Annotated in this window: 11 protein-coding genes, 2 tRNA genes and 3 rRNA genes; 4 read left to right on the forward strand and 12 right to left on the reverse strand. The window is 56.5% G+C overall.

The features are described from left to right. Window positions 1–65: 65 nt before the first annotated feature. Window positions 66–602, forward strand: a complete 537-nt coding sequence (locus HALTADL_RS00200) for a CinA family protein (protein WP_089673811.1) — start codon at window positions 66–68, stop codon at window positions 600–602. A gap of 41 nt (window positions 603–643) precedes the next feature. Here the strand turns inward: HALTADL_RS00200 and HALTADL_RS00205 are convergent, their stop codons facing one another. Then, window positions 644–1,834 (reverse strand): redox-regulated ATPase YchF, encoded by a 1,191-nt coding sequence (locus tag HALTADL_RS00205; RefSeq protein ID WP_089673812.1) that lies wholly within the window; start codon window positions 1,832–1,834, stop codon window positions 644–646. Window positions 1,835–1,996: 162 nt separating this feature from the next. Between HALTADL_RS00205 and HALTADL_RS00210 the strand changes: the two genes are divergently transcribed. Beyond that, window positions 1,997–2,296 carry a hypothetical protein gene (locus HALTADL_RS00210; protein ID WP_089673813.1) on the forward strand — a complete coding sequence of 100 codons (300 nt, stop codon included), beginning with the start codon at window positions 1,997–1,999 and terminating at the stop codon, window positions 2,294–2,296. 316 nt (window positions 2,297–2,612) lie between these two features. On the opposite strand, the gene rrf is transcribed toward HALTADL_RS00210, so the two are convergent. The 4 genes from rrf to HALTADL_RS00230 all read right to left on the reverse strand — a co-directional run bounded on the left by rrf (window position 2,613) and on the right by HALTADL_RS00230 (window position 7,827). After that, window positions 2,613–2,734: ribosomal RNA gene (gene rrf / locus HALTADL_RS00215) — 5S ribosomal RNA — on the reverse strand. A gap of 120 nt (window positions 2,735–2,854) precedes the next feature. Further along, window positions 2,855–5,776 (reverse strand): 23S ribosomal RNA (locus tag HALTADL_RS00220). A gap of 332 nt (window positions 5,777–6,108) precedes the next feature. Continuing rightward, window positions 6,109–6,180: transfer RNA gene (locus HALTADL_RS00225), tRNA-Ala, on the reverse strand. 174 nt (window positions 6,181–6,354) lie between these two features. Beyond that, a 16S ribosomal RNA gene (locus tag HALTADL_RS00230) occupies window positions 6,355–7,827 on the reverse strand. The 16S, 23S and 5S rRNA genes sit together here with 1 tRNA gene alongside, the layout of an rRNA operon. A 944-nt stretch (window positions 7,828–8,771) precedes the next feature. On the opposite strand from HALTADL_RS00230, the gene HALTADL_RS00235 reads away from it, so the two are divergent. After that, complete coding sequence (locus tag HALTADL_RS00235) at window positions 8,772–9,332, forward strand: TATA-box-binding protein (RefSeq protein WP_089673725.1); 561 nt, start codon at window positions 8,772–8,774, stop codon at window positions 9,330–9,332. Between the two features lie 99 nt (window positions 9,333–9,431). Here the strand turns inward: HALTADL_RS00235 and HALTADL_RS00240 are convergent, their stop codons facing one another. Then, window positions 9,432–10,637, reverse strand: a complete 1,206-nt coding sequence (locus tag HALTADL_RS00240; RefSeq protein WP_089673726.1) for a Cdc6/Cdc18 family protein — start codon at window positions 10,635–10,637, stop codon at window positions 9,432–9,434. 1,150 nt (window positions 10,638–11,787) lie between these two features. On the opposite strand from HALTADL_RS00240, the gene HALTADL_RS00245 reads away from it, so the two are divergent. Continuing rightward, window positions 11,788–13,395: a winged helix-turn-helix domain-containing protein gene (locus HALTADL_RS00245; RefSeq protein WP_089673727.1), complete on the forward strand. Its 1,608-nt coding sequence runs from the start codon at window positions 11,788–11,790 to the stop codon at window positions 13,393–13,395. An 85-nt stretch (window positions 13,396–13,480) separates the two neighbouring features. Here HALTADL_RS00245 and HALTADL_RS00250 read toward each other — a convergent pair whose 3' ends face one another. From HALTADL_RS00250 to HALTADL_RS17075, 6 genes are all read right to left on the reverse strand, one after another. Then, a complete protein-coding gene (locus HALTADL_RS00250) occupies window positions 13,481–14,185 on the reverse strand; it encodes a thermonuclease family protein (protein WP_245708519.1) in 705 nt (234 codons plus the stop codon). Window positions 14,186–14,346: 161 nt separating this feature from the next. Further along, complete coding sequence (locus tag HALTADL_RS17070; RefSeq protein WP_143054190.1) at window positions 14,347–14,547, reverse strand: hypothetical protein; 201 nt, start codon at window positions 14,545–14,547, stop codon at window positions 14,347–14,349. 85 nt (window positions 14,548–14,632) lie between these two features. Then, complete coding sequence (locus tag HALTADL_RS00255) at window positions 14,633–15,421, reverse strand: SagB/ThcOx family dehydrogenase (RefSeq protein ID WP_089673728.1); 789 nt, start codon at window positions 15,419–15,421, stop codon at window positions 14,633–14,635. 2 nt (window positions 15,422–15,423) lie between these two features. Further along, window positions 15,424–16,782, reverse strand: a complete 1,359-nt coding sequence (locus tag HALTADL_RS00260; protein ID WP_089673729.1) for a YcaO-like family protein — start codon at window positions 16,780–16,782, stop codon at window positions 15,424–15,426. Beyond that, the gene (locus HALTADL_RS00265) at window positions 16,775–17,626 is read right to left on the reverse strand and encodes a hypothetical protein (RefSeq protein WP_089673730.1); all 852 of its coding nucleotides are present in this window, start codon (window positions 17,624–17,626) and stop codon (window positions 16,775–16,777) included. Before HALTADL_RS00265 ends, HALTADL_RS00260 begins: the two co-directional genes overlap by 8 nt. A gap of 239 nt (window positions 17,627–17,865) precedes the next feature. Next, window positions 17,866–18,044, reverse strand: a tRNA-Trp gene (locus HALTADL_RS17075). Window positions 18,045–18,055 lie beyond the last annotated feature (11 nt).

Raw genomic sequence — 18,055 nt, forward strand, 5'->3', positions numbered from 1 at the left:
TGGGTGGCGACACTCCACTGCTCTCATCCCCGGTTGTTCAAGGTCGGGCCGCACATAGGAGTTATATGTCGACTGACCAGCCTGATCTGCCTCCCGGCGGCGAGGTGAGCGAGGAAGCAATCGGCAACCAGCTCAGAGAACGAGGCGAGACCCTTGCAGTCGCCGAATCGCTTACAGGTGGTTTGATCTGCTCTCGGCTAACCGATATCCCCGGCGCAAGCGACTACTTCGACCGCGGACTCGTCGCCTACTCCAACGACGCCAAACAGACAGAACTCTCCGTTTCACGCGAATCACTTGACGCTGATGGTGCAGTCAGTGAGTCGGTCGCCGGCGAGATGGCCCGCGGCATCCGCGACACCGCCGGGACAACCTGGGGAGTCTCGACGACCGGGATCGCTGGACCAACGGGTGGCACGGCCGACAAGCCGGTCGGACTGGTCTACATCGGGGTGGCCTACGCTGGCCCATGGGGGAGCGAATCGTCATTTACCCGCGTCGACCGACACGTCTTCGACGGTGACCGACTGGCTGTCACCCAGCAGAGTGCAACCCAAGCACTGATCGCACTCGGAGACGCGCTTGAGACAGTCGACCAGTGAGTTGAGTACTACAGTCGACCCTGTTGCCGACCGAACTGACCCTAGTTCGTCGAGATGATCTCGACGACATCCCGATGTTCAAGATCGTGATCCGCGCCGACCTGTCGCTGGCTCCGGCAGTCGATCCCGTGTAAGAGACCATCACCGATGTCGGAATGCAGGAAGTAGGCGAAGTCGGAGGTTGTCGACTCCTCGGGGAGAATGAAGCAGTCTCGGAACACCCCTTTCTCGTCGGCGCTCCCGTTGGCGCTGCCGGGGAAGATCGCCATACAGCCCAGCACATCAAAGAGGGCCGTTTCGATGGCCTGCTGAACACCGGTGCCGCCGTACTCGGTGACGAACTCCCGGATCTGTTCGAGTCCGGCCTCCTGGTCGGCCGAGATGTCGTCGACGATCTCGAAACCGTCTGATCCGGCCATGTAGTCGATCACACCCGACTCGTCGGCATTTTTGAGCGCCTTTTCGGCATGGGCACTCGCCGGAACGAACGTGAGATGGTCGTAGTCGGGATCATCAGTGATCTCCTCCCAGTTGGCCTGTGCCTCCGGGGTGTCCATCTTGTTGGCTGCGATCAACATCGGCTTCGTTCGTTTTCTGATCTCGCGGGCGAGGTCCTCTCGATCCTCGTCGTCCCACTCCTCGGTGTCGAGTTCGAGCCCGAGGGACAGAATGATCTGTTTGATCTCGTCTTTGTTCGTTTTGAACGCGCTCATCTGCTCGGCGAGGTCGACCTCGATTTTGGCATCCGCACCCTGATATTTGGTCTCGTGTTTCTCGATTCCCGACTCCAAGATCCCGAGATACCACATGTCGAGTTCGTTTTCCAAGAAATCGATGTCGTCCCGAGGATTGTGGCCCTCGGTTGCTTCGCCCTCGATGTCCGTTTTCCCCGAGAAGTCGACGATATGAATCAGGACATCGGCTTCGTTGAGATCAGTTAGGAACTGGTTACCGAGGCCATGACCCTCGTGAGCACCGGGAATGAGTCCGGCGACGTCGACGAGTTTCGTCGGGACGAATCGGGTTCCATCCCGGCAGACACCGACGTTTGGCGTACAGGTTTGGTCGAACTCGGGGGCCGCACAGTCGACGCGGACGTAGGCCTCGCCGACGCTGGGATCGATTGTCGTGAACGGATAGGCCCCCTCAGGGACCTCGTTCATCGTCGCCGCATTGAAAAAACTGGATTTACCGACCGATGGTTTCCCCACCAAGCCGATCTTGTAGCTCATTACACCACTGTGGCCTCCCGTTGGTCAAAAGCCGTTCTACCTCCGTCTACAGAGGTCTATGCTACCGTTAACCATGGGCTACCGGAGAGTAGTTGCTTGCTACACCGGATGAACCGTCGACCGAGCCACAGTCGTTTTGTCGCTCGTGGTCCAAGCAGAGCTATGACCACCGACAAGATAGAGGGCGACCGATTTCTGGTCGGCATCCATCTCACTGAGTCGGATTTGGAGTTCGTCGTTCGTGTTCCAAGCGATATCGACTCCGGATGGACCGACCCCGAGGAATTTCAACGGCTCGTTGCAGACGTGACATGGGAGGAGCTCGATCAGGAGTCGACGCTCCGAACGATTGCAACAGCGGGTTCACCCGGTGATACCGTGATGCTCGGTAGCGTACGGCTTATGACGGATGGGACGGTCGTCTCACACGATCTATCCTCGCCTGATTTGGACGACGAGTAGGCTTTTTCTGTGTGAGTGGCCACCACGCGTACTCACGTCGATACCATCTTGAGGTTCGACAGTGGTTCCGCTCCAACAAACGAGCTTCAGAAATTCAGAGAGGGTCACGTTGTCGACGAGGCCCAGCTACGGAGGACGTATGCCCCTGAAGTAGGTTGACTGCACAGCGCGGCTGCTCTGGGCTCCAATATGAATTGGAGAGCAACAGCGGAGATCGCTGTCGCTCTATAAATACAAAAAGCCCCGAGCAACAGCAGTGCTGTCGCTCGAAGGCTAATGAATGAGGGGTGATTCCGGCCGAATCACCGAATATGAATAGGGGCGGCGAACCACGACTCCCAGAGGGTCTCCCACTCCAGTACTGCGCGGAACGCAGACGAGCTTAACTTCCGTGTTCGGGATGGGTACGGGTGGAACCTCGTCGCTATGGCCGCCGTAAGGCTGATCAACGGAATCGAACCGTTGTAAATCCAAATCAGTCAGTACGGTATGTACTAATTCGTGTGTAGTGTGCAATCCAGTAAGCGCCTGGACCCAATACGATGGGTCAGTGCAGTATGATTATGGCTTGGTCTGTTAGTTTTCGTGGGCTCAACACCTCGTTGCCTCGGTGCGCACACCCCGAATCTATCGAACTCATCTTCTATGAGTGACCTCTGTGGTATTTCTTTTTCATGTGGGTTTCGAGCTTAGATGCGTTCAGCTCTTACCCCGTGGCACGTAGTTACTCGGCAACTGCCCTGACGGACAACCGATACACCAGTGGTGCCCAATCGTAGTTCCTCTCGTACTATACGATCGTTCACGTCAAATACCGTAACACCCCCAATAGATAGCAGCCGACCTGTCTCACGACGGTCTAAACCCAGCTCACGACCTCCTTTAATAGGCGAACAACCTCACCCTTGCCCGCTTCTGCACGGGCAGGATGGAGGGAACCGACATCGAGGTAGCAAGCCACTCGGTCGATATGTGCTCTTGCGAGTGACGACTCTGTTATCCCTAAGGTAGCTTTTCTGTCATCTACGGGCCCCATCAATGGGCCTCGTAGGTTCGCTAGACCACGCTTTCGCGTCAGCGACACTCGTTGGGAATGTCACTGTCAGACTTCCGTATGCTCTTGCGCTCTTCCTCGGGTCTCCGACCCGAGTGAGGAAATCTTGGGGCGCGCTCGATATCTTTTCGAGCGCGTACCGCCCCAGTCAAACTGCCCAGCTACCGGTGTCCTCCTCCCGGAGTGAGAGTCGCAGTCACCATCGGGTAGTATTTCAATGATGTCTCGGTGGCCCGCTGGCGCGGGTACCTGTGTAATGACTCCTACCTATGCTGCACAATGGCGACCACGTCTCAGCGACAGCTTGCAGTAAAGCTCTATAGGGTCTTCGCTTCCCCTTGGGGGTCTCCAGACTCCGCACTGGAACGTACAGTTCACCGGGTCCAGCGTTGGGACAGTGAAGCTCTCGTTGATCCATTCATGCAAGTCGCTACTGAAGCGACAAGGTACTACGCTACCTTAAGAGGGTCATAGTTACCCCCGCCGTTGACGGGTCCTTCGTCCTCTTGTACGAGGTGTTCAGATACCCGCACTGGGCAGGATTCAGTGACTGTACGAGTCCTTGCGGATTTGCAGTCACCTGTGTTGTTATTAGACAGTCGGAGCTTCCGAGATATTGCAACCTGCTCCATTCCGGAGCAGGCATCCCTTCTTGCGAACGTACGGGACTAACTTGCCGAATTCCCTAACGCCGGTTATCCCGACAGACCTTGGCTTTCGCTGCCAGAGCACCTGTGTCGGATCTTGGTACGGACATCACACTTGCCTTTTCACGGGCCCTAGGTACCAACGAATTTCTCTATCTCGAGATTCGTCCGCTTCGTGCCGTTACGGCTTCCACGGAGTTCCTCGATTCGACCGGGCGACTGCCCGGCTCGTTGTTTCCCAAGGCGTTGGCGTTGAATGGTGACGGTACTGGAATATTAACCAGTTTCCCTGTTGTCTATTTCGAATTACGGATAGACTTAGGACCGACTAACCCTCAGCTGATTGACAGTGCTGAGGAACCCTTGCTCATAAGGTCGTCGAGGTTCTCACCCGACTATAGCTGCTACTGTGACCAGAATTTTCGTTTCTGAACGGTCCACGCGAGCTCTCGCCCGAGCTTCCACCCGATCAGAACGCCGACCTACGTGGTCATCCCTAACGGGATGCTGCTGGGTCTCGGAAATGGATTTGAGCCCCGATCATTTTGGGCGCCTCGAACCTCGGCCGGTAAGCTGTTACGCTTTTCTTAGAGGGTTGCTGCTTCTAAGCTCACCTCCCGGCTGTTTAGGGCTCGAGACCACCTTCGATCGCACTTAATCCATATTTGGGGTCCTTAACCTAGCTCTGGGTTGTCTCCCTTACGGTGCACAAGATTACCCCGCACACCGGACTCCCAATGTCTACAACGTTCGTAAGTTCGGAGTTTGACAACAAAGCCGACTCCTCTCGGAGGCGGGATTTGTAATCGGTCGCTCTACCTCACGAACTATCTCGATTGAGGTCATGCTTCGACATGTTTCGGTCGGAACCAGCTGTTGCCGAGTTCGATGGGCCTTTCACCCCTATACGTAGGTCACGAGAGGGTATTGTAAGACACCAACTCTAACGGGCCTCCACGTGCCTTTCGGTACGCTTCACCCTGCCCACGCATAGATCACTCGGTTTCGGGTCGTATCCCTGCGACTCCCCGCCCTGAAGGACGGCGGCCCTGGCCTCAAAGAGGCTGCGGCCATGTCGCTTTCGCTACGTCTACTCTGATACACAGATTAGACTCGCCGGAGAGATACACTCTCTGGTTCGTTTTTCAAAACGTACGACGCAATATCGGCTTCTCTGTCGTCTTACTGTATCCTCGCGGATGGGTCATTAAGACAGAGACCTTGTATACCACGTCGTTCTATCGCCAACTGATTTCAGGCTCTATTGCACAATCCTTTGTGGAGTGCTTTTCAGCGTTCGCTCACGCTACTTTTTCGCTATCGGTCTCGAGGAGTGTTTAGTCTTCCCGGGGGATGCCCGGGGATTTTTCACGAGGGATATCCGACCCACGCTACTCTGGATCTGACGCACGACGTACTGATTTCTGATACGGGGTTGTCACCCTGTATCACGCTCCGTTCCAGAAGACTTCTCAGAAAGTTTCGGTCGATGAGTGTCAGTCCGTACACCACATGTCCCGTAAGGGATTCGGTTTGGACTGTGTCGTGTTTACTCGCCGTTACTAACGACATCGCAGTTGCGTTCTTTTCCTGTCGGTACTAAGATGTTTCAGTTCCCGACGTTCCCTATTGCGCAAGGCAATTGTTGAGAGGGATTCCCATTCGGAGATCCTACGTTCTTTGCTTCCATGCAGCTCCCGTAGGCTTATCGCAGCTTGGCACGTCCTTCGTCGGCTCTCGAGCCGAGCCATTCACCAGCTGGCACAGTAGCCAGTTGATTGAGACGAACTGAATCGTCTCATGGTTGAGACAATCTCCAAAGGAGATTGCCTCGTGATGAGACAGTCTAAGACTGTCTCGAAGATCGAGACACACGACGTGTCTCGAATGTATGTTCACTGTACCCGGTGAGACCACAATGGTCTCTAACGTACTGGGTCCAGTGGACGCCTGGATTGCACGTACACACGATATCATCACACACCGAGGTGGTACGCCGGTGTGTTCTACCCTTCCCATCCACGCTTACGCGGGACGGTGCATCGGTTTCTGCGTATTACACCCGAATGCCGTCACCCGTATAAGGGGCACGGTTCATGGATGCGCAACGATGGACTCAGTGGGATTCGAACCCACGGCATCCTCCTTGCAAAGGAGGCACTCTGCCGCTGAGCTATGAGCCCAACTCGGTCGGCAAAGCCGACCGAGTCGAGATGAAATGTTAGCCTTGGTAGTTCGAAGGTGCCCGATGGCACGGAAACGCCGAGTGGAATCGCGTTGACTCAGAGAGAGTCAACGTCGGACCGCAGATGAGTATGAACGGTGAGTCTGCCCGAAGTGGGCAGATCTCGATCTGTAGGAGGTGATCCAGCCGCAGATTCCCCTACGGCTACCTTGTTACGACTTAAGCCCCCTTGCGAAGCCCAGATTCGACCACGGGAACGTGGCCTCATCCGGACCTCACTCGGGTGCTTTGACGGGCGGTGTGTGCAAGGAGCAGGGACGTATTCACCGCGCTCTAATGAAACGCGATTACTACCGAATCCAGCTTCATGCGGACGAGTTTCAGTCCGCAATCCGAACTACGACCAGGTTTCTGAGATTACCGTCCTCTCTCGAGGTTGGAACCCATTGTCCTGACCATTGTAGCCCGCGTGTTGCCCAGCCCATTCGGGGCATACTGACCTACCGTTGCCCATTCCTTCCTCCGCTTTAGCAGCGGCAGTCTCCCTAATGTACCCACCCGGCCGGGGCCGGTGCTGGCAATTAAGGACGTGGGTCTCGCTCGTTGCCTGACTTAACAGGACGCCTCACGGTACGAGCTGACGGCGGCCATGCACCTCCTCTCATCGACTCGAGCAGATGTCGTCAACATGACTGTCATTATCGATGTCGGGGCTGGTGAGATGTCCGGCGTTGAGTCCAATTAAACCGCAGGCTCCTCCGGTTGTAGTGCTCCCCCGCCAATTCCTTTAAGTTTCATCCTTGCGGACGTACTTCCCAGGCGGCTCGTTTAGCGGCTTCCCTACGACACAGCACCCACTCGTAGTGGGTGCCACATCTAACGAGCATCGTTTACAGCTAGGACTACCCGGGTATCTAATCCGGTTCGAGACCCTAGCTTTCGTCCCTCACTGTCGAATCCGTCTTCTCAGAGTGCTTTCGCCATCGGTGGTCCGTCCGGGATTACAGGATTTCACTCCTACCCCGGACGTACCCTCTGAGCCTTCCGGTTCCAAGCCAGACAGTTTTCGCCGGACGCCCACCTGTTGGGCAGGTGGATTTCCCGACGAACTTGGCTGGCCAGCTACGGACGCTTTAGGCCCAATAATATTGGACATCACTCGAGCTGCCGGTATTACCGCGGCGGCTGGCACCGGTCTTGCCCAGCTCTTATTCGTTGACCTCCTTACAGTCAACAAAAGCGAAGGCTAGTATGCCTTCGCACTTGGGATTCCCCTATCGCACTTCCGTGCAGTGTAAAGGTTTCGCGCCTGCTGCGCCCCGTAGGGCCCGGAATCTTGTCTCAGATTCCGTCTCCGGGCTCTGACTCTCATCACCCGTACCAATTATTGGCACGGTGGGCCGTTACCCCACCGTCTACCTAATCGGCCGCAGCCGCATCCTTCAGCGTCTCAACGTTTGGAGTATGCTGCATTCCAGCGTGCATACCGTATCCATCATTAGCCTCAGTTTCCCGAGGTTATTATGGTCTGAAGGGTAGCTTGGCCACGTGTTACTGAGCTATTCGCCACGAATCTAAGTTCGTACGACTAGCATGGCTAAATCGAATCCCAATAGCAATGTCCTCCGGCAGGATCAACCGGAATGTGTCCAACTGTCTCGAAGAGACAGTTGGGGGTTGGCGGGAACAATTTCCTTGAAGGGAAATTGGTCACCAAAATGTGTCTCATTGCATGGTCCGAGTTCGGCATCCTCCGAGCAATCGGGTGACACCGAACTACCAAGGCTAACGTCGGATCCCATCTGTACGGCGTACCGCAGGGGCGGGATCCCCATTTCTTCGGATTAGATCGAAGGTGAGTCACGGGTATAAACCCGTCGAACTCGACCTAGGTTCGGGCGATCCGAACTAGCTTCGATCCGCTCCACGAGTGCCGGCCGAATTGAACGGCCTTGCAATCTCGTATGTTGTCTGTTGCATTCCATCCGAATGCCCTTATACACTTAAGGGCATTGTTTCGAGATGGCCGCCGTCGGGCGATTCCGACAGCGGGTGTCGGCCGGAGTGACCCGACCGACCTTCGCATTACAACGAATGCCGGTCGAATACTTAACCCCGTCGAACCAAAGGCGCCACGTCATGCGGTTTCATGCCGTGTGGATGCGATTGCGTACCATCTTTCAACGACAGGTTGCTGATTACGTCGACGCAGAGTCTGATTGAAGCACACGCACGTGCGCGAAAACAAAAACGGATCCAAGAAAATGCCCAGATGGTCTCAGTTGGATTGGCGATCAAAAAAGTACGGAACTCACCAACCGAGGGACGACCAGACCCGGCGGGTCGACAAGAGTACATGTGGTTGAAAATACGAGCAGCTGCCAACGAGCTGATCACGGGGCCACGAACCAATAAAGACAAAAAGCAGTTGGTAGAGAGTCGAGCTAGTACAGAACGAACGACTTAGGCTCTGATACACTGTCTGTGTGGTTTGTGGTTGGCTTCCCACAAGAGCAATAATATAAAACCGGCGAAAGTAGTTTATAACGGGTCGGTTTATAAGGGAGGCTTGTATATAAGGTAGTATAGATGACAGCGCCGGCAGACTCCATTGAAATCCAGAACGTGGTCGCATCGACAGGTATCGGTCAGGAACTCGATCTTGAGGCACTCGCCGAGGACCTTCCGGGGGCGGACTTCAATCCGGACAACTTCCCCGGTCTCGTCTACCGGACCCAGGAGCCGAAAGCCGCCGCACTGATCTTCCGGTCGGGGAAGATCGTCTGTACCGGTGCCAAAAGCATCGATGACGTGCACGAAGCACTCGGCATCATCTTCGAAAAGCTTCGTGGACTCAGCATCCCCGTCGAGGAAGACCCCGAGATTACGGTCCAGAACATTGTGTCGAGTGCCGACCTCGGCCACAACCTCAATCTCAACGCGCTTGCGATTGGACTTGGGCTCGAAGACGTCGAGTACGAACCTGAGCAGTTCCCCGGCCTCGTCTACCGGATGGACGAACCAGAAGTCGTAATCCTGCTGTTCGGCAGCGGGAAGATCGTCATTACCGGTGGCAAGCAGACCCAAGACGCAACCGCCGCCGTCGAGCAGATCGTCGAGCGGATCGAAGACCTCGGCCTGCTGGGCTAAACGCGGTCGACCAACTGACCAGTCGGTGTGAGGGTTCAACCCTACGCCGAGTGGATTTCTGCCGTATCCTGTGTCAAACAGCGGTGCGTGGGGTGGCGTCTACGACGTGCTTTCTTCGGTCAGCACGTCTTTGACGACTTCGGGATCTTCGAGCAGTTGGTGGTTCGTGTAGCTGCCTTCGGCGCTGCCGCCGCTGTGTTTCGACTGCTCAATAATGTCGAGAAACGCGTGTTCTTTCAGGAGATCACGGACACGCCGCAGTGAGAGACTCTCGGAGCCCTCCTGTCGACAGATGTTTTCGTAGATTTCGTAGACGCGACTCGTTCGGAACCCTTCCTGTTGCGGATTGGACAGCGACAGCACCGCAAGGGCCTGGAGGACGTACCGCGAGTGGGGCGTCGAGCCACGGATTAGTTCCCGGAAGCGGTCGGTTTCAGCCCGTTGGCGGGCTTGGGTGACGAACTGTTCTCTGACGGTTGTCGACCCATTTGACTGAGCGATCTCGCCGGCGTACCGCAGAATGTCGATTGCCTTGCGCGCGTCCCCGTGTTCACGGGCTGCCAACGCGGCTGCGCGCGGGATCGTTGAGGCTTCGAGGACACCATCCCGGAAGGCGTCGCTCCGGGCCTCCATGATGTTCCGGAGCTGGTTGGCGTCGTATGGCGGAAAGACGAACTCCCGTTCACAGAGGCTGGATTTGACGCGTTCGTCCATTCGATCTTTGTACTGGATCTTGTTGCTGATCCCGAGGACGCCGAGTTTGCAGTCGGTGATCTTGCCTGCCTCGCCCGCACGCGAGAGTTGCATGAGAATGTCGTCGTCGCTGAGTTTGTCGATCTCGTCGAGGATGATCACCACCACGTCGAACCGTTGGTCGAGGATGCGCCAGAGTCGCTTGTAGTAGGTCGACGTACTGAGTCCCTTGTCGGGGATGTTGATATCGGTCGCCTCCACATCGTTGACGCTATCGGCGATGGTTTGGACGGCCTGAGTTTCGGTCGTGTCTTGGGCGCAGTCGACGTAGGCGAACGTTGCGGTGACACCTTCATCGCCCGCGGTCTCGATGAGTCGACGGGAGACGTATTTCGCACAAAGTGATTTTCCGGTACCCGTTTTGCCGTAGATCAACACGTTGCTCGGACTCTGCCCGAAGATAGCGGGGTTGACCGCCGTGGCGAGCTGGGAGATCTCGTCGTCTCGGCCGACGATCCGACCCTCGCCGGGCAGGTGGCTGATCTCTAAGAGTTCTTTGGTGGCGAAAATCGGGTCCTCACGAGTAAATAGATCGTCCGCAGTCTCAGACATACCCCAAGACACCACGTTTCCGGTGAAATGGGTTTCCCTTTGACCGTCGAGACACACACACCACGTTTCCGGTGAAACCCGGATCGAGGGTGGTGGTCGACCTGAAACGGTGGTCGACCTCCTGCAAGCAATCGATACGTGCGCGGTGAGAGCTAATCGGGGAAATGAGTACTAATCGGGGAAATGAGTATAGATTAGTTACGAAAGACAGTGCTGCTAAGCTCTCTGTCGACGGGTGTCGCTCGTACAGAGCTTAAAATAAAGGACGAAACCACGACACGGAAACCGAAACCGGAAAAGAAACGCTTCGACTCGATACTAACTGAGTAGTCTACTTTTGCTGTATGCGAGTAGTTTACTGGACTTTTAGGCGTTTTAGTATATAATTGTATCTATGTAGTTGAATTAAGTTATGTTTCTTCCAGTATAAAGGCCAAAGAAACAGAGGTGTTGTGGCGGTGTGTTTGAAGACAAAGCCACCTCTGTGGCTGGTTTCACCGGAAACACGGTGTGTGTGAGGACACGTTGAGCAACGACTTGACCGACTGCTCACCTATTGGCAGATCGCTCGATCATGGTCGACCGAGACCATCCCTACTTGTGGTCGGTCCTTCGTGCTCGGAGTCGACGCTCACCGAGCTCAGATACAAAATTGGAGAGATATCATTGTTTCACCGGAAATACGGTGTGAGACTCATCGTCACAACCGATCTTTTCACTGGAAACGTAGTGTGAATTCGAGCCAGACAGGTAGTTGTTTCATCGGAAATGCGGTGTGGGTAGCTGGCTCAGTGTCATCTTATATGCAGGCTCGTAACAGTCTCCTGTTTCATCGGAAACGCGGTGTGGGTCGGATTGTTCCGTAGTCTCCCTCGACCGAAATGTAGCAGGTTCAACAAGAGACACCCAATAGGTGGCATCTATTCAGAGAAAGTGAGCAATTACTATCATTGTCTAGACACTGTTTGGGTATTTGGAGATAATATGGGCTATTTCTGTGGGCAAAACCATGTATGAAGGGGTAGATTAATTACTGTAGGTTAGAGTGAAAAACTTGTATGATGATTGGATTCGATGGGAGAGAATCCGCCAGCGACGGTCGCAGTAGCAACACAGTTAGACGTTCACTGACAAATCGGAGACTCTACTAATGCCAAAAGACACAGATTCCGTTATTTTCAGCGAGACGGAACGCAAAATCCTCGAACTAGCGCTACAGAATCCTGAACTGTCGAACACCGAAATTGCCGAACAGACGGGTATGCGAATCACGCTCGTGCGGGACACACGAGCAGAGTACGAAGACGATGTCGAACTCGCCGAGGGTGTCGCCGAGAGCGACGCTGGAAGTGCCGCAGACTCGGTGACGGTCGAGGCCGCGGAGCTCAGCGAGACACAGCAGGCGATTCTCGAAACCGCGGCGAACGATCCGACGATGATGAACGCGGATATCGCTGCCGAGACCGGCGCGCGGATCGCACTCGTCCGTGATACGCTCGACCAGTACGGGGACGCTGTCGACACAGCGGCCGAAAGCGGCGCCGACGCCGACGAAGACGAGGGTGACGAGGACACGGTCTCCGAACCGAACGATACACAGGCCGCAATCCTCGACCTCGCTTCGGAGAATCCCGACATGACGAACGCTGACATCGCCGAGCAGACAGGCGCTCGAATCACACTCGTCCGAGATACACTCAACGAGTTCGACGGCACCAGCGGAGCCGTCGACCCCAACACCGATGCTGCCAGCGGATCGGCAGCGGTCGACGCCGATGGGTTCTCGGAGATCAAACTCGAAATCCTCGAAGTTGCGCTGGAGAATCCGGATCTGACCAACGGCGAGATCGCCGACCGGACCGGCGCTCGGATCACGCTCGTCCGAGATACGATTGCGGACTACCAGTCCGACGACGAGGAGTCGACCGACACTGACACCGAAAGCGACAGTGGCAGCGACGAGATCCCATCGGCAATCGACACCGAGGCATTCTCCGAGACCCAAATCGAGATTCTCAAAACCGCACTCGCCAACCCGGAGCTAACCAACGGCGAGCTCGCCGCACAGACCGGCACACGGCTCACGCTTGTTCGGGATACGATCCACGAACACGAATACGATGACAAGCCGTGGGACAAAGATCTCGACGAGGAGCCAGTCGACGACTCCGAGGACGAGACGGAAAGCGAAACGACCTCGACAACCGAGACCATCGAGATGCCGGAGACGACAGCCTCCGATCTGCTCTCCGACATACAGCGCGAGATCCTCGAAACCGCCCTTGAAAACCCCGATCTAACAAACGGCGAGATCGCCGATCAGACCGGCACACGGCTCACGCTCGTGCGAGATACACGAGCCACCTACGAGAAGGCAGTCGACCTTGCTGAAGACTCTGAGGAGGCCACCGACACCGGGGCCAGTGCCTCCCAGACCGAAACTGCATCGGAACCAACCGCAAAACAGCGTACGATTCTCGATGCCGTTGCAGCCGATCCCGAACAAACCAACGGTGAGATCGCCGACCAAACCGGCGCTCGGATCACGCTCGTTCGAGATACACGTGAGCAGTACGGCGACCACGACCTTGCGGGCGAAATCGAGTCGACCGAGTCCGAGGGAACCGATGCCGCCGAATCTGGCGACGCCGCCACACCTGCTGCCGAAGCCGGCGGGGGGAATGGAGGACTGATGGTAGGGATACTGATTGTCCTGCTGCTGGCAATTGGTGTCGCAGCCGGACTGGGCGTCATCTGATTGCGGTACTGGACTCATATCGACGAGTCTTTCATCGGATCACCGCACCGAACCACGAACCCATTTTGACACTTACTATTCGATGTCACGGAAGCGTCTCGCAAGCAAAACCGTCACTATCCCCGTCGAGACGGTGTGGGTCGCCGGAACTTTCGTCGAGAACCTGTTGGGCCTGTGCCTGCGTGTCGAAATCCGAGCAGTCGTAGTCGCCATCTGGCGGCAGGGGTGGCACGTCGACACCCTCGGTCGACGAGTCAGTATCCGAACCATCGAACTCCCATAGCCCAATTGAGTTGCGTTGGGCATCCCGTTCGGTCGCAGCGAATGGCTCGCGTTGTGAGAACGTGCTGTCGTACAGCCGGGCATAACCATCCGACAGCAACCGCTTGTTGAAATTCTCGCCGTCGACATACACGTATACCAACAACCGGCCGTAGCTTCCGCGCCGATCCGCTGTAGGGTCGACGACGATTCGGACCTCCTCACCAGCCAGCTCGGCCTCGGCGAACTGCGTTGCCCGCTGACCCCAGTTATAAAGGTGGTCTCGACCCGCTGGCGTGTCAGGGATTCCCTCGAACTCGTCGGGAGACCCGCGGCCGAGCGTCGTCTCGGGGGTGTCGACGCCCAACAGTCGGAGCGTATCGGTTTGACCGTTTGCATACCGGATTTCGACGGTATCGCCATCGATCACGCGAGTGACGGTGACTGTCCACTCGGTCACCTCATCGGACTGTGCGGCACTGCCACCGTCGACATCTGAGACCGGGATAACACCGCTGCAACCTGCCATAAAAGTAAATAAGACTACAAGAAAAATGGAAATAGAGTGACGACGTCGCATAAACACATATCAGGGCACACTCACAAGAAGGGGTCGGTTGGAGAGCTGTGGCGCTCAAGATGGGTCGACAGTTCGATCAGTAAGAGCGATTCAACTGGTCCAAAAACAAGTTATGGGTCAAGTACTGTCAACTCGGAATTACTCGAAGCCGAACAGCAGACGGGAGAGTCGTGGTCGCTAGACTGTCCGTTGTCCTCGTCTTCGGACTCATCGTTCTCCGTACTGTCCGGCCCTCGATTCTCGGCGTCCGGGCCGACTGACTCACGGACCCATTTCGAGATTCCCTTTATAATTTTGATACCCTTCGACATTATTGGATCGTTGGTGTGTCGGCTCAAAAGTGTAGGGGCGTTGTGTGTTTGGAGTACACAGTCGGTGCCTGCTCTCGCTTTGCGGTCAGTCGCTGCCGACCTGTGTAGCGCCGCCGAAGGCGACCGTCGACAGGAGATACTCGTCGTCTCGGAGCTGCAACTGGTGCCGAACTGCGCGATAGTCGAGGCCATTGTGTGGTCGACTGCCGATACCGAGTTCCGTCGCGACGAGCTGCAAATTTTGGATGACGCTCCCGGCTTCGAGCCCGGCGAACAGGTACCCCATCTCGCCGTACTTGTCGGCTGATCGCTCCGGAATGGCAGTGATCACAAACACTGCTGCAACCGCATCCGCGGCAGTGATCCACGTCCAGTTGGTCCGCACCCACTCGCTGTAGTCGCCTTCTTGGAGCTGTTCGAGTGTGTCGTCGCGGACGTTGTAGTGGTAGATCCCGCAGTCGACGTCCGGCGAATCGAGCACGATTGGATAGATCTCCAGTGGGTAGCAGGCACCGCCGGAGGCCACGGGTCGACGGGGGTCTCCACCTGCTTCCCTGATTTCGCCGTACGAATACGCCAGCAGCGTCGACAACTCCGTGTTGGGTATTGGCCGTCGCTCTGTTGGGGGCGTATACGATGCCCGCTGCTGGAGTCGTTTTAAGAAGTCCGAGTCCGCGGTATCAGCAAGCGGAGTGGTTGCTGCCCGCCGGTATGTTTTATATCCTGACGTGGGCGACCCGGGCGACGACGATTCTTTCGGCGCGAGCGTCGGTTCTGATACCAGCGGTGGGAGATTCTTGTGGTACAGTTCATAGAGATATTCGAACTCGTCGTCGAGTGGTGAATTTCCGTCGAGTGGTGAATTTCGTGACATCGTTAGGGGAAGGGATGTGGAACCGTGTTGAGTGCTGCCTCGGTCGGTGGCCGCTCCCGATACCCCATTTCGACCGGCGTCTCCGTGAGCCGATCTCCGCCGAAATAGCGCAATCGCTCCAGGAGATACAGCGGCTGGAGCCGCGGGGCGATTACTCGTTGGACGCTGAACCCCAGATTCGAAACATCTCGCGTCGTGACGTCGACCGCGTAGCAGTCGTATCCCGCCGCCGCCGTGACTCGGTCGACGATCTCACCGAAGGGGAGATCGCTGTCGAACTCGTCGACGGTCGTGGTTCGGTGGCTCTCAATCCAGAATGCAAGGTCACTGATACGGTCCTGAACCGACCACAACAGGCCGCGCTCGGCATAGGAGTTGATCGCTTCGAGTTCGAGATCCGCGGGAGCCCGTTCGGTATCCGCCAGCAGTGATAGCGTCCACAGTCGCGTCTGGACCACTTCTTCGAGCGCACTCTCAATTACCGCTGTCGCGTCTGTACCACCTGCAGCAGCCACGGTAACCGCGGGAGTGCTCTTTCGGTCGACCAACACCGCGATTGCAACCGGCACACCGAGATCGGTCGTTCCATCCAGTAGCGTCAGTTCAAGTCCGTGTCCAGTCACGCGGTCGACCAACCGCTGGATTCGTGGCGAGGCTGTGGTTGGATCGATAACTGGCAACTCAGTTTTCGTCAGATAGTACGTCATGAACGCGTCACGCTCGACGAGTTCGGACAGCCCGTTGTGGATCGCCATCTCCCGAGAGGAGCCTGTCGCCAGCCCCGTCGAGATCGGATTCCGAATGAATGGCTCTGCATCCGGCGGATACGACAGATACACTAACTGAGCCGGAATGTGCGTTTCGGATCCCGAACCGAGGTCCTCACCAACAACCCACGACAGTTCGTCGTCGACGCCACAGAGACTGGAACTATCCATCGACGCTTGCTGTTGTGATGAAAAGTTCACAACCGCTGTTGGATCGATGGCCGAGGCCGAGTCGACAATGTCCGTATATGAGGCTGTGCGGAACGCCTCCTCTCGGAACACACAGCCACAGTAGCGTTCGATGGCCTCACCGTATGCTGCGATGAGCCCATTCGATTTCGTGAACGCACAGCCGCCTTCTTCGTGGGCCATCGGTTCTCCGTCGGTAAACGGTGTGAAATCCTCTCGGTCGACCACGTAGTTCTCGATAGCTGGCTCGCCCGGTGGCACCGGCACCCGCTGAAGGCCCGTGATGATGCCCGTTGTCGGGTTCTCGATCTGTCGGAGCCGCGCGAGGACACTGCGGTCTTTGCTTTCGGTCGACACGCGATCACTGTCCCATTCGGTGATGGTGATCTCGTTCGCATCAGACATTGCACACCTCACAGTGTGGCAGTGCGAACACACGTGGGGTCCGTCTCTCCTGCTCGTAGTGATCGTAAACGACGAACTGTTCGTCCAGATATCGTGGCACCTGTTTCAGCAACGTGCCGAACAGTAGCTCCGTGACGGTGTCGACGTAGGCCCGAGCATATGGCGGGTCACCACCGAGCGTTTCGGTAAACAGCTGTCCGCCCGCTTTGTTCGCATCCACTCGTTCATAGAGGCAGTTCAAACAGGCCGGTGCATCCGGCGTGAGCACGGGGCCGAGTCGCCACCCCCGCTCGGTTAGCCGCGTTCTAACGAGTGTCGACTCGGATTCGGCCCACAGCTCGTTGGCTGTCGACCACGAGCCACTGCGTTCGAGCTGTTCGCTCAAGAGGATTACATCCGGCTCCCGAGGGCCGTCAGTCACTGAGACGCCAGCAGCACGCAGTCGTGAGATAACTGGCGAAATAGGGTCTCGATCACCGAAGACAGCGACCGACAGAGCTGCAAGTCGATCCGGTACCTCGTGGTGGCGTGCCGGTGGGATAGACGGCAGGACTGATTCGAGTAGCCGTCGACTCTCGGTGGCTTCCAGTTTAGGCGGAATCGCACGGCCATCGTATGCGAGCGTGTTCTCGTACAGTAGTTCGATGTACTCCGCTTTCGCGTCCGGTATTCGGTCGACTAGATCACCTGCCGCCGTCTCCCCATCCATTGTCGCTAGCAACTCGATGATGCTCTCGATACGCTCGCCTTGCAGCGTTGTGACTGTCTGCGGTGTTTGAACAACTGCCTCGCCGTCGTGGAGACCGTATCCTGTTGGACTGTAGGCCGCTGGATGCGAGTCCATCGTCGCGCTTTTCTCATGTATCGGTATAACATACCGGGGTCGACCGAATGTCGAAAATTGAGTCTGTACCCCCGAAATCGGCGTAACCGTCGACAGGGTCCGTGCCACGAATCCTCACTGACTGTTCAGAAATCACTCCGAAGAGCGGTGAGGTACTGACTCAGTTCGTCATCATCAATCCGTGTGTGGACTACTCTACAGCCGCTGCTCGAAGGAATTGAGTACCGAAAGAACGGAGATGGGGACGGAGGGATTTGAACCCCCGATCGACTGATATCTCCGGTCTGCGCCTCGGAACTCCAGAGGGTCGTCAACGCGAGCCGATGATCAGTCGGTCGCTCGGTATATCAGTCTGGAGTGTCGTCCCGGGCGCGTGGCCTCTGGAGTCAGTCGCCATCCCTGGCTTGGCCACGTCCCCTCGCCTCCTAC

It is taken from the genome of Halohasta litchfieldiae, from assembly GCF_002788215.1.
In the GTDB taxonomy this organism is placed as follows: Archaea; Halobacteriota; Halobacteria; order Halobacteriales; family Haloferacaceae; genus Halohasta; species Halohasta litchfieldiae.

Excerpts from the sequence above, each read along its gene's own strand:
- HALTADL_RS00200 (WP_089673811.1), top strand. The coding sequence starts at position 66 with ATGTCGACTGACCAGCCTGATCTGCCTCCCGGCGGCGAGGTGAGCGAG.
- HALTADL_RS00205 (WP_089673812.1), bottom strand. The coding sequence starts at position 1,834 with ATGAGCTACAAGATCGGCTTGGTGGGGAAACCATCGGTCGGTAAATCC.
- HALTADL_RS00210 (WP_089673813.1), top strand. The coding sequence starts at position 1,997 with ATGACCACCGACAAGATAGAGGGCGACCGATTTCTGGTCGGCATCCAT.
- HALTADL_RS00235 (WP_089673725.1), top strand. The coding sequence starts at position 8,772 with ATGACAGCGCCGGCAGACTCCATTGAAATCCAGAACGTGGTCGCATCG.
- HALTADL_RS00240 (WP_089673726.1), bottom strand. The coding sequence starts at position 10,637 with ATGTCTGAGACTGCGGACGATCTATTTACTCGTGAGGACCCGATTTTC.
- HALTADL_RS00245 (WP_089673727.1), top strand. The coding sequence starts at position 11,788 with ATGCCAAAAGACACAGATTCCGTTATTTTCAGCGAGACGGAACGCAAA.
- HALTADL_RS00250 (WP_245708519.1), bottom strand. The coding sequence starts at position 14,185 with ATGGCAGGTTGCAGCGGTGTTATCCCGGTCTCAGATGTCGACGGTGGC.
- HALTADL_RS17070 (WP_143054190.1), bottom strand. The coding sequence starts at position 14,547 with ATGTCGAAGGGTATCAAAATTATAAAGGGAATCTCGAAATGGGTCCGT.
- HALTADL_RS00255 (WP_089673728.1), bottom strand. The coding sequence starts at position 15,421 with ATGTCACGAAATTCACCACTCGACGGAAATTCACCACTCGACGACGAG.
- HALTADL_RS00260 (WP_089673729.1), bottom strand. The coding sequence starts at position 16,782 with ATGTCTGATGCGAACGAGATCACCATCACCGAATGGGACAGTGATCGC.
- HALTADL_RS00265 (WP_089673730.1), bottom strand. The coding sequence starts at position 17,626 with ATGGACTCGCATCCAGCGGCCTACAGTCCAACAGGATACGGTCTCCAC.